Origin of the sequence: Paenibacillus phytorum (genome assembly GCF_013141715.1) — a bacterium.
Lineage (GTDB): Bacteria > Bacillota > Bacilli > Paenibacillales > NBRC-103111 > Paenibacillus_E > Paenibacillus_E phytorum.
On record NZ_WHOA01000030.1, the window covers coordinates 83,601 to 95,525 of the forward strand.

8 protein-coding genes and 1 other annotated feature are annotated in these 11,925 nt (G+C 45.0%); of the genes, 4 read left to right on the top strand and 4 right to left on the bottom strand.

Annotated features, from left to right (window positions below; translation table 11 throughout):
- Window positions 1-14 precede the first annotated feature (14 nt).
- Window positions 15-962, top strand: coding sequence for a helix-turn-helix transcriptional regulator (locus tag GC098_RS05110; RefSeq protein WP_171641547.1), 948 nt, complete (start codon window positions 15-17; stop codon window positions 960-962).
- A gap of 389 nt (window positions 963-1,351) precedes the next feature.
- Here the strand turns inward: GC098_RS05110 and uxaC are convergent, their stop codons facing one another.
- The 3 genes from uxaC to GC098_RS05125 form a co-directional block, all read right to left on the bottom strand.
- Window positions 1,352-2,752 (bottom strand): glucuronate isomerase, encoded by a 1,401-nt coding sequence (gene uxaC / locus GC098_RS05115; RefSeq protein WP_171641549.1) that lies wholly within the window; start codon window positions 2,750-2,752, stop codon window positions 1,352-1,354.
- Between the two features lie 194 nt (window positions 2,753-2,946).
- Window positions 2,947-3,879: a VanW family protein gene (locus GC098_RS05120; RefSeq protein WP_171641551.1), complete on the bottom strand. Its 933-nt coding sequence runs from the start codon at window positions 3,877-3,879 to the stop codon at window positions 2,947-2,949.
- Window positions 3,880-4,087: 208 nt separating this feature from the next.
- On the bottom strand, window positions 4,088-4,897 hold the full coding sequence (locus tag GC098_RS05125; RefSeq protein ID WP_171641553.1) for a phytanoyl-CoA dioxygenase family protein: 810 nt from the start codon (window positions 4,895-4,897) through the stop codon (window positions 4,088-4,090).
- Between the two features lie 168 nt (window positions 4,898-5,065).
- On the opposite strand from GC098_RS05125, the gene GC098_RS05130 reads away from it, so the two are divergent.
- Window positions 5,066-5,839, top strand: coding sequence for a helix-turn-helix domain-containing protein (locus GC098_RS05130; protein ID WP_171641556.1), 774 nt, complete (start codon window positions 5,066-5,068; stop codon window positions 5,837-5,839).
- A 69-nt stretch (window positions 5,840-5,908) separates the two neighbouring features.
- Window positions 5,909-7,141: an aminopeptidase gene (locus tag GC098_RS05135; protein ID WP_171641558.1), complete on the top strand. Its 1,233-nt coding sequence runs from the start codon at window positions 5,909-5,911 to the stop codon at window positions 7,139-7,141.
- A gap of 64 nt (window positions 7,142-7,205) precedes the next feature.
- Here the strand turns inward: GC098_RS05135 and ileS are convergent, their stop codons facing one another.
- Window positions 7,206-10,286, bottom strand: a complete 3,081-nt coding sequence (gene ileS / locus GC098_RS05140) for an isoleucine--tRNA ligase (RefSeq protein WP_171641560.1) — start codon at window positions 10,284-10,286, stop codon at window positions 7,206-7,208.
- 80 nt (window positions 10,287-10,366) lie between these two features.
- Window positions 10,367-10,625, bottom strand: a binding site (T-box leader).
- A 347-nt stretch (window positions 10,626-10,972) separates the two neighbouring features.
- Here ileS and rocF point away from each other — a divergent pair.
- Window positions 10,973-11,890 (top strand): arginase, encoded by a 918-nt coding sequence (gene rocF, locus GC098_RS05145; protein WP_171641562.1) that lies wholly within the window; start codon window positions 10,973-10,975, stop codon window positions 11,888-11,890.
- Window positions 11,891-11,925 lie beyond the last annotated feature (35 nt).

Below are 11,925 nucleotides of genomic sequence, written 5' to 3' on the forward strand. Positions count from 1 at the left end.
GTCTTCATGTTCGAATGTCCTATCTCAAGATTAATACAATATTTGTTGTGTTTCTAATCAAATCTTGCTTAATCACTTTTATTCCTTGCATATCTTGCTATATAATAGTTATAAAAGATCGAACGAAGAGGTGTCCACTTTTGGTACTCTACGAAATTGAAAGACTACGAAGAGATCGCCCTTACTCTATGACAGTGAATCATTTTCATGATCACTATGAAATTTATTATTTACTTAGCGGGAAACGCTACTATTTTATACAGGACCGTTCCTATCTGATTCAAGAGGGCGACCTCGTCTTTATCGATAAAAACGAGCTTCATAAAACACGAAATGCGGATGTCCTTCATCACGAGCGCATTCTACTTAGCTTTGATGATAGTTGGATACGTTCTATTGATGAGGATGCATCGACACATTTACTCGTTCCTTTTCAACAGAAACAGCATATCTTTTCCTTAACAGGAACGAATCGCACTTTCGTTGAGAACCTTCTATTTAGCTTATTACGCGAACAGCAGCAGACGCTTGGCGGCTGGCAGCTGAACAGCAAAGCCCTGCTCACGCAACTACTCATCTTCTGCTCGCGTCTCACAGATAAGATAAGCTCTGCTCAGGAACACCAGCAAGCGCACAATCCCAAAATATTCGAAATCGTCGCTTATATCAACGAACAGTATAGAAACCGTTTGACGTTAGCTTCGATCTCCGAAAGCTTTTATATCAGTCCAAGCTACTTTTGCCGTTCTTTCAAAGAAACGACCGGCTTTTCGTTCATCGAATACTTGAACAACGTACGAATCCGCGAGGCTCAGCGGCTCCTGCGGGAAACGAAGTTGAAAGTCATCCACATTGCCGAGCAATCCGGATTCGATAGCGTCGCTCACTTCGGCCGCGTGTTCAAACAAGTGACCACACAGACGCCACTGGAATGCCGCAAATTGATGCGCCATAGTCTGTAAAAAGGGCTGAGATACCTTCCACCGCTACTCACCACTGCCGTAAGCTCGGTTTCCGAGCTTATCCTAACCAATCGCCAGACTTAAGCTCGTTTTCCGATCTTATCTCACGCCCAGCTATATACCTCTCTGCAGACCATCCTGCTCCAGAATAAGCGCGAAAAACGCGCTTTCAGTGAGAGTCGCCGAGCCGACAGAGTCTGAGAAACCGAAAATTGACTTCTCAGCAGACCATCCTGCGCGTCCACGCTGAATAAGCGCGGAAACGCGCTTATTCAGGAGCCCCCAAACTATTAAGTGCGAAGCTTTGCTTACCCCAAACCCAAAACATAAATTCTTACATGTCGAAAAAAACCTTCGAGCAGGTAACAACCCGCACGAAGGTTTTCATTTTAAAAACCGAAATACTGCTTAGCATTATTATAGGAAATCCCTTGAACCAGCTGTTTCAGCAGCTGTTCGTCGTTCGGGAATTCTCCCGCTTCGACCCATTCGCCTAGCATGTTACAGAGGATTCTGCGGAAGTAGTCATGTCTTGTGTAGGACAAGAAGCTTCTGGAATCTGTCAACATACCAACAAATCGGCCAAGCAGTCCAAAATTCGCTAGTGATTTCATCTGCGAAACCATACCGTCTTTGGTATCATTGAACCACCAAGCGGATCCCAATTGAATTTTGCCGGGAATACCATCGCCCTGAAAGCTGCCCATGAGGGAAGCGAGAATTTCATTGTCACGTGCATTTAAGGAGTACAGAATCGTCCTAGGCAGTGAATCAGCAACAGCAAGCGAGGATAACAAACCTGTCAAGGCGCTCGCTACCGGGCTATCATTAACAGAGTCGAATCCGGTGTCCGGTCCAAGTTTTGCGAAAGCTCGTCCATTATTGTTGCGGGAAGCATTAATATGGTACTGCATCGCCCAATCCAACTTCTTGTACACGCCTCCTAAGAACAGCAAGGTGTACGCTTTATATTTCTTCTCTTCTTCCAAACTAACCGCGTTGCCAGCCAGAGCCGTTTTAAAAATCTGATCCACTTCTTCTTTGGTTGCTGCAGCGTATGGCACATAATCCAAAGCATGGTCAGACACCTTACAACCAACTGAATCAAAAAACTGCGCTCTACTTTCTAATCCTGCCAGCAGGTCATCGTAGGAGCTGATCGTGATGCCAGCGGATTGCTCCAATTGGCCGATCCATGGAAGGAATGTGGCGCGATTGATTTCAAGCGCTTTGTCAGGACGGTACGAAGGTAGGACTTGCGTATTAAAATCTTTGATCTCTTTAATTTTGATGTGATATTCCAGTGAATCCACCGGATCGTCCGTTGTGCAAATAACGGTTACTTTGGAATTCGTAATAAGATCTCTGGCGCGGGAACCGCCCTCTGCAAGCTTTGCGTTCACTTTTTCCCAGATGACAGGCGCGTTCTGCTCGTTAATAATCTCATGAACACCGAAATATGTTCGAAGTTCCATATGAGACCAATGGTACAACGGGTTGCCAATAGCCATAGGAACCGTTCCAGCCCATGCCAAGAAACGATCGTAATCGCTAGCTTCACCTGTAACTTTCGCTTCCTCCACACCGTTGGCACGCATCATTCTCCACTTATAATGGTCTCCGTACAGCCAAGCTTCCGTTATGTTATTGAATTGTTTATTTTCATAAATTTCCTTAGGACTAAGATGGCAGTGATAATCAATAATCGGCAGATCTTTGGCAAATTCGTGGAATAGATGAACCGCGGTATCGTTGGTAAGCATAAAATTCTCATCTAAAAATGTTTTCATAAAAGCTAAATTCCACCCTTCTCAAGCTGAATGATCTGCCCTCTATTCTAGCGAAAGGTGACCTGAAAATCTTGTGATTTTTTGCTTTCATTTTGTAAAATATGCATATATTGACCTCATCTCCGGCATAACTCAGCCTCCGACAAATAAAAAGCCCCATACACCAACAATCACGTTGGAACGGAGCTTATCATTTACGGCACAGACTGACCTACATTGGTTCCAGCTTGTATTTCCTCTGGCAGATCATCAGATGCACTCGGAACATGCCGCGGCTTATAATTAATGACATCAGAAGACGAAATACTTACGTAGACCCGGCCAGGTAAGGCCTGAGCCCTTATCAAGATAGGTTGATTGTAGTTGTTCTTAAAACTGAAGTCAGGACCTCCCCAATTCACCGTAGCATCCCTACCTGGCGGAACATAGGGGACAGATCTGCTGTGCGAATATCTTTCTACAATTTGGAGACCAGCGCGATCCACCGCGTTAAATAAAGTAGAAGAAATTTGGCAAATGCCTCCGCCAATCCCTTCTGAGAATTCTCCCCTCACGATGATCTTTGCCGGCATATATCCCTTCCCACGCGTCCGAACGCCAACAACACGGTTGAAGGAGAACGTTTCATTCGGTTGAACGACATAATTGTTAATCGCTTGGGTGGCAAGTTTGATATTCGTATACCGATATTTATTATTCGAGTTAAAATAGGTCACATAATAACCAATGGGACGCACACGAATACTCGCTAGCAGCTCACTGTCTACTTTGGGATAAACAGATAACTGAGGCACTTCAAATTTCATCGGACCCTCTTGATAGTAATGCTCATAAAATTGCTCAACAAAAGCTTGACGATTCAGCCTTGCGCCTGCAATCTCCTTCACGATTCTTCCCTCATCATTAATGGTAGCATTAATCGGTTTGCGATACATATTCTTATCGATCATGTCCGTAAGCCGATCTAATCGTTCTTTATCAACGATCGGTATATCAAGAAGATTGACCGTGTACGATTCCCGCTGCACATTTGCTATGCTATGACCCATATTGTCATTCGTTATTCGAAATGGCACTTCACTTTGCTGCGCAAGAAGCAGCAAACCCATTATCCAACTATAACTCATTAAAGCTATCACCCCCTCCTCTAGTGTAAACAATTGAAATGATTCCATACTATGCAAGGATAAACGACTCCGTCGTCCTCCTGGGACGAGCGCGTTTGTCAAGGTAGATGCGAAGCAAAAGTATAAAACTTATACTTTCTTATCTACTAAAAAAGGACCAGCCAACATCCATGGATGTCAGACCGATCCCTTATGACTAGATGAAAGATTAGTGAGGATAAACCGCTTGGAACTCTTCGCCGCACGGCCCCCCATTTGGGTTGACCTCTAAATCAACGGTCGTTCCATTCTGACGATACAAAGGGCGATAATGATCGCTAATATGGGTTGCCGATTGGTTCGCATAATGACAAATGAACGCTCGGCGGAATCGGTCCTTCGTTTTATTTCGATAAGAGCCATGGATAAGATTCCCGTTAAAAAAGAGAACGTCGCCTCGCTGCATGATGACAGGAATCGCTTTTTCATCTTTCGGCGGCTTCACGTAGTGAGTCGTAAATGATTCTTTGTCATCCGCGATGTCTGGACAGGCAATTTCGAATGTATTCGTTTTGGGCACAACGAGTAAGCCACCGTTCTCATCATCTGCAGCATCTATGGCCGTCCAAGCTGCTATGCAATTACCAGGTTCGACCTGCAGATAGAAATTATCCTGATGAAGCGCTTGGCCGCGAGAGCCCGGCGGCTTGTAATAAAACATGCTTTGCGCAGCTAGCGCCTCTTCGTCATACAAATCTGCTAATACATCCATAACCGGCTGGTGCAGCATATATTTCTTTGCCGTCTCATTAAAGCGGTGCGGATGCATGACTCGCGGATATCTTTTTAACGGATCTGATCCATCCGCTTGTAAATCCGGTTCAAATAAGCCTGGTACCGTTTGATGACTAATCTCTTCAAAAGTATCATCGATTTCGGTCAAATTTTGCTCCGAAAACAATCCTTTTACAATTAAATAACCTTCCGATTCGAATTGCAGTTTTTGTTCATTTGAAAGCTTAAGCATCGTCCGTGACATGTTGGTCCCCTCCATGAGTAAGTTAGGATTGTGTTCCCTTATGACATAATCATATCGAAAGCCCCACAAACATTGAAGTAAGGATGATGCTAATTACTCATACAATCCTGCTATTTCCTGATATACTTGTAGTAAATTGCTGCAGATGACGAAAGGGACCACAGGGCCATGATATTCGATGATTTCACCTTTTTATCCGGACATTTTATAGAGCAAGATACGTATGTAACCAAGCGGCCCCAAGGACGAAGCGATTGGCTTCTTACTTTCACGCTCGAAGGTGAAGGTTACTTTATCAATTCAGGGAATGAACGAATCTGCAGGCCGGGGGACCTCACCCTGCTGAAGCCAGGAACACCGCAGCACTACGGTACGAAAAAAGACCATACCTGGCAGTTTGTCTGGGTACACTTTCCTTCGATCTTCACAGAAACCAATCTGCTGCCGGATGAAGAGCAGCTTATCCTTACCATCGAAAGTGAGTCGATTCGCGAACGCATCCACCGAGCTTTCACACGCATGCTGGAGGATTCCAGAGAGCGCGGTGAATATTGGTTCGAATTGTGCAGCAGCTCTTTGCGGGAAATCCTCCTAATCATGGCTCAGAAAACAAACACAAAAGTTGATGCACGAATCGAGGAGGTTCTCCACCTGTTGTCCCAACAGATGCGTCAACCTATTCGGATTGAGGATTTGGCTCAGACTGTCGGGCTCTCTCCTTCGAGACTGTCCCATCTTTTCAAAGCCAGTACAGGGTATTCCATTATCGATACGCTCAATCGGATGCGGATACAACAAGCCGTGCTAATGCTAGAACATACCGGACGGAGCGCTTCGGAAGTTTGTTATGATGTTGGTTTTCAAAACTATAATCACTTCACCAATCAATTCCGCAAATGGTATGGCATGAACCCAAGTACATTCATGAAAGAACGACGGTAAAATTTATTTGACAGTTGACTCTTGGCAGGATAAACTGCAAGCAAGATTAGAAAAAAGAGGAGGATTCCTATGACTTTTGAAAGTAATCTTGATAAATATGCGGAGCTAACCGTCCGCGTCGCTGTGAACATTCAATCCGGCCAATCACTTTGGATTAACGCACCCATTCATCATCCCGAGTTCGTTCGACTTATTGCCCGTAAAGCTTATCAAGCTGGAGCTAAACACGTACATATTGAATGGCAGGATGCAATCTGCACACAAATCAAATATACCTACGCGCCTGATGAAGCGTTTCATGAATATCCATCATGGAGAGCGCAAGCGCTCGATGAGCTAGCCGATAATAACGGCGCCTATTTATTGATCGATGCCGATGATCCTGAATTGCTGAAGGATATCGATCCATCTCGCATTTCCGCAAATTCCAAAGCCGCAGGCGCGAAATTAGTGAAATGGAGAGAAAGCATGTCCTCCTATCAGATGACATGGTCGATTATCGCGGCACCTTCTTCTGCTTGGGCGAAGAAAGTGTTTCCTCATTTGGAAGAGGAAGCCGCGATCAGCGCCCTATGGGACGCCATTTTCAAAGCGACACGCGTAGATCAAGAAAATCCAATCCAGACTTGGGTCGATCACAACGCGACACTTCGGAGCAAAAGAGAACAGCTTAACGAGAAGCAATTTCGTAAGATCCATTACCGTGCCCCAGGCACTGAACTATCTGTCGAGCTTCCTGCCAACCATATTTGGCGAGGCGGTTCCGCCACCAATGAGACGGGAGGCTTCGATTTCAACCCGAATATCCCGACAGAGGAAGTCTTTATTTCTCCTCATCGAATGGGTACTCATGGCACAGTGCGCAGCACGAAACCGTTGAGTTATCAAGGTAATTTGATCAACAATTTCTCCATCACCTTCGATAATGGACGTGTTGTTGACTACACGGCTGAACAAGGCTTCGAGTCTCTAAAAGCCATGATCGAAATGGATGAAGGAGCACATTATCTGGGTGAAATCGCACTTGTGCCGCACGAATCACCAATTTCGAACTCCAACCTAATCTTCTTTAATACCTTGTATGATGAGAACGCCTCAAATCACTTGGCACTCGGAAGAGCCTTTCCCACATGTATTGAGGGCGGAACTTCGATGTCCAAGGAGGAGCAAGAAAGCGCCGGCCTTAACAACAGTCTGATTCACGTGGACTTTATGATCGGCTCTGCCGAAATGGATATTGACGGCGAACATGCAGACGGCACGATTGAACCCATTTTCCGCAAGGGGAATTGGGCATTCTAGAAATTAATAAGGGTAGTACTGAGAGTCATGATAACCATGTCTCTAAGTGCTACCCTTTTTTCAGTTATTCTATAAGCAGGCGTAAATTGTTGTCCCCAATCAAGATGGATTCCATTTTTTCTTCCTTAGCGAATCTTACACTGGAAAGCAGTACATTCTCTTGCAGAACATGATCAAAACGCTCCAACGCTTCTTTCAACGTCGAATTGACATCGAGAACAAGATCGACTCGTTTATCAATAGGCAGCTCCAGCTTTTTACGATAATCCTGAATTGCACGTATGATTTCTCGTACAAGACCCTCCTGCTCCAATTCTTCCGTTATTGATGTGTTTAAAGCTACCGTGATCTGGTTACTGGAAGCAGAAGCAAACCCTTCTTTGGCTTGTTTTTCCACAAGCATCTCATCGAGTGTGATATGAAGTTCCTCTCCGTCGATCGTTACTTCAAGAAAACCACTATCGACCGCTTGCTTGGTATCTGAAGTAGACAATTGTTTAAAGTGGTTTTGCAGAGGGCCAACGAATTTGCCATACTTTTTCCCGGCCACCTTAAGATTCAGCTTCATTTTGAAGTCAACAAAGCCGCTGTCACTTTGTTCTACACGGATTCCTTTAATGTTTATTTCGTCTTTAATGATTTCCTCAAAACGACTTAGGTCGAAATTGCTATCGAGCGAAACGATCAACTCGGAGAGAGGCTGGCGTGTCTTGATACCTGTATCATTCCGAATATTTCGAGCCAACTCAACGATCTGCCGTGCGGTTTCCATGTCACTCTCGAGCGTTAAGTCGATGGCTGAATGAATCACACTTGGATAATCAGCCAGATGAACGCTGCCTTCTCCTCCGAGGTTACCGTAAATGTCCTCGGCAATGAGCGGCGCATACGGCGCTATCATCCGCGAGAGTGTCAGCAGCACTTCACGCAGTGTCTGATACGCTGAGACTTTATCAACGGTCATTTCACTGCCCCAGAAACGGTCGCGAGAGCGACGGATGTACCAGTTACTCAACTCGTCGACAAAACTTTCGATTTGCTTCGCTGGGTTTAAGAAGTCGTTAATCTCCAAGCCCTTACCTACATTTTGCAGTGTGCTGTTTAGTCTTGATAATATCCAGCGATCCAATTCGTTCGTATGCTTGTGAGCCGGATGATCCTCGTGCTTATATTGGTCAATCGTTGCATATAACGCATAAAAAGCGTGTGTGTTATTGATCGTATCGACCACTTTGGATTTCGCTTCGGCAACAATTTGCTTAGAGAAGCGCTTGCTGTTCCAAGGTGCGCTGTCTGACAGCAGGGCCCATCGAAACGCATCCGTACCAAATTCATCTATGATTTCCCATGGATCGATGCCGTTTCCTTTGCTTTTAGACATTTTTTGTCCGTTCTCATCCAATACATGTCCGGTAGAAAGAACGGCTTTGTAAGGCGATTTGCCGTTATACAACGTTGAAACAGCAAGTAGACTGAAGAACCAGCCCCTTGTTTGGTCAATCCCTTCGCAGATCATATCCGCGGGATACTGCTCATTGAACAACGTCTCATCCCCGAATGGATGATGATACTGCGCAAAAGGCATAGAACCGCTATCGAACCAGACGTCGATCACCTCAGGGGTTCTTTCCATGATGCCTCCACAAGAGCAGCGCAGTTTCACTTCATCGATGTAAGGCTTATGCAGCTCCAAGCTTTCGTCAATTGGCGTTATTGATTTTTCCCGCAAATCTTTGTGGCTTCCCGGTGCATATTCCGTTCCGCAATCCCCACATAACCAAACGTTCAGCGGGGTACCCCAATAACGATTACGGCTGATGTTCCAATCGACAAGCTCTTCAAGGAACTTACCGAAGCGCCCTTCGCGGATGTGGGAGGGATACCAGTCGACTTTACTGTTGTTCTCAATCAATTGCTCTTTAATTGCGGTCGTTTTGATAAACCAGCTCTCCATCGCATAATAGAGCAGCGGGGATTTACAGCGCCAGCAGAAAGGGTAACTATGCTCATAGCGCTCTTTGGAAAATAGCAGGCTGCGTTCAGACAAGTGTTTCACGATATCGACGTCACAATCTTTGACGAAGCGTCCAGCGAAGTCTGTGATCTGATCATTGTAACGTCCTGCCAAGTTCACTACATTCACAAAATCCAGTTCGTGTCGGCGAGCAGTTCGGTAATCATCTTCACCATGCGCAGGAGCAATATGGACGATACCCGTACCACTCGTATCCATGACATAGTCAGCATCTACGACGATATGTCCTTTGGTTGGGCTAATATAGCCGAAAGGAGGCTCGTAGGCGGTGCCGACGAATTCCAATCCTTTATGCACAGATAAAACTTCGTAGTCTTGTTTGAATACTTTTTCCGCGAGATTTTTCGCAACGATATAAACTTCGCCTTTTTGTTTCACTTTGACATAATCTATGTCTTTATTTACTGCCAACGCTACATTCGCAGGTAGAGTCCATGGGGTCGTCGTCCAAGCCAGAAAGATTTCGCTCGCGTTTTTACTCTTGAATTTCACAGTGGCACTTAAATCTTTCACGTCTTCATAGCCTTGCGCAACCTCGTGAGAACTGAGTGTTGTTTGGCAGTCGGGACAATAAGGGCTTACACGGTGCCCCTTGTATAATAGTCCTTTGTTATGGATATTGGATAAAATATGCCAAACACTCTCGATATAACCGTTATTGAGCGTAACATAGGGGTTATCCATATCCGTCCAGTAGGCGATAGCTTCCGTCAGTTCACGCCATTGCTTTTCATATTCAAATACGCTGCTTTTGCATTTCTCAACAAATTCGGCTACGCCGTATTTTTCAATCTCTTGTTTTCCCGAGATACCAAGCTGCTTCTGCACGCCAAGCTCGACGGGCAATCCATGCGTGTCCCAACCAGCTTTGCGGATGACTTGGTACCCAGACATGGTTTTATAGCGGCAGATAAAATCTTTCACAACACGACCAAGCACGTGTCCGATATGGGGTGATCCGTTTGCCGTCGGCGGTCCTTCGTAAAAGACGAAGTTCGCTTTACCTTTGCGGTTTTCAATCGACTTGCGGAACGTACCATTCAATCTCCATTGCTCTAAAATGCGCAGTTCGCGGATTCTCGCTTTTTCTTTCACATCAATTTTTCTCATGTGTAACTCACACTCCTCTAATAAAATGATTGGGGCTTATCGTGAAAATTTGTTGTAAAAAAACAAAAAAATCCCGTCCCGTAAGGGACGAGATTACATCTCGCGATACCACCCTAGTTCCATAACGATCATAAGGATATGATCATTATAGCTCTCGTTCTACGTACTATCATACGCGGCCCTTGTAACGGCGGGATCCCGGGTCAGCTTACTAAAATTCCTTCAGCTTTCCTTCTCAGAGGGGATTTTCGGCTAAGTCTTGAATGTTGGCTTTCAGCTCTAGGCCAACTCTCTGGAAATCAAGGGGATTAGCGTACTCGTTCTCGTCAATGAATTTACATGAATTAAAAACAATCAGTTAATTCATTTTCACATCAACTTCATTGAATGTCAAGTTCACTTTTGTTATGTAACATCCATTATAGCTAGTTTCAGATCCTTCACCGAGCGTAGTACCATTGTCATATACTGGAGCATGAAGATCACGAAATGATGCGTCCTAACAGGCGGCAGCAATTGCCACAAGAACCAAATTAAAATCTCCAATTATGAGCTAGGTTATGATAACCTAATTACAAACGAGCTTTATTCGAAGCGTTCACTCCAATGAAAGCGATTAAAGGATGCCTCTTAAAGATTCGCAACGAGTTTCTTGTATCAAAGTCCAGACCAGAGGAGCTGATCGTATGAGTACCAAACCGACTATTGCTGCGATTACTGTGCCATTTGATCTTGGAGCAGGTCGACGCGGAGCCAGCAAAGGACCGAAAGCCATTTTACAAGCAGGGTTAATTCGAGGTCTACAGCAAATGGATATTACAATCGATCATATCGCTGATATCCGTCTTCCGGATGATAAAGCGACTCCCTTGGCAGCTGAAGTTGATCAAACCAACCTTAAGTATTTGGCAGAGGTTCTCGAGGTAAATACACTTCTGGCTAAGCAAGTCTCTCAGGTCGTGGAACAAGGACGCTTTCCTCTCGTCATTGGCGGCGATCATAGTATAGCTATCGGGACTTTAGCTGGATTATCCGGCCATTATCAAAACTTGGGTGTCATTTGGATCGATGCTCATTCCGACCTAAACTCAGCCGATACAAGTCCATCCGGTAATATTCATGGGATGTCATTGGCCGTCAGTCTAGGGATGGGGCATCCCTTATTGACCAGCATTATGGGCAGTCATGATAAAGTGAAAGCGGAGAATATCGTCCTGATTGCAGCAAGATCTCTCGACGAGGGCGAGAAGAAACTCATTCGCTCATTGGGAATCAAATGCTATACCATGTATGATATAGATCGCAAAGGAATGGCTTCCATTATGCAAGATGCCATTGACTATATAAGCAGTAAAACAGACGGCGTGCATCTTAGTTTTGACGTCGATTCATTGGATCCGATTGAAGCACCTGGAACAGGCACGATTGTAAAAGGTGGACTTCATTACCGCGAAGCTCACTTAGCTGTTGAGATGCTGCATGAAGCAGGCATTGTGACATCAGCCGAATTCGTTGAGGTGAATCCTCTTCTCGACGACAATAACAAAACATCCCAATTAGCCGTTGGCTTAATTAGCTCCTTGTTGGGCAAGCAGATTCTATAGATTGAGACAAAAACCCGTTAGTCCCCGCTAACTGC

Coding starts and splice junctions, on each gene's coding strand:
- GC098_RS05135 (WP_171641558.1), top strand. CDS start 5,909: ATGACTTTTGAAAGTAATCTTGATAAATATGCGGAGCTAACCGTCCGC.
- GC098_RS05120 (WP_171641551.1), bottom strand. CDS start 3,879: ATGAGTTATAGTTGGATAATGGGTTTGCTGCTTCTTGCGCAGCAAAGT.
- ileS (WP_171641560.1), bottom strand. CDS start 10,286: ATGAGAAAAATTGATGTGAAAGAAAAAGCGAGAATCCGCGAACTGCGC.
- rocF (WP_171641562.1), top strand. CDS start 10,973: ATGAGTACCAAACCGACTATTGCTGCGATTACTGTGCCATTTGATCTT.
- GC098_RS05125 (WP_171641553.1), bottom strand. CDS start 4,897: ATGTCACGGACGATGCTTAAGCTTTCAAATGAACAAAAACTGCAATTC.
- GC098_RS05130 (WP_171641556.1), top strand. CDS start 5,066: ATGATATTCGATGATTTCACCTTTTTATCCGGACATTTTATAGAGCAA.
- uxaC (WP_171641549.1), bottom strand. CDS start 2,752: ATGAAAACATTTTTAGATGAGAATTTTATGCTTACCAACGATACCGCG.
- GC098_RS05110 (WP_171641547.1), top strand. CDS start 15: ATGTCCTATCTCAAGATTAATACAATATTTGTTGTGTTTCTAATCAAA.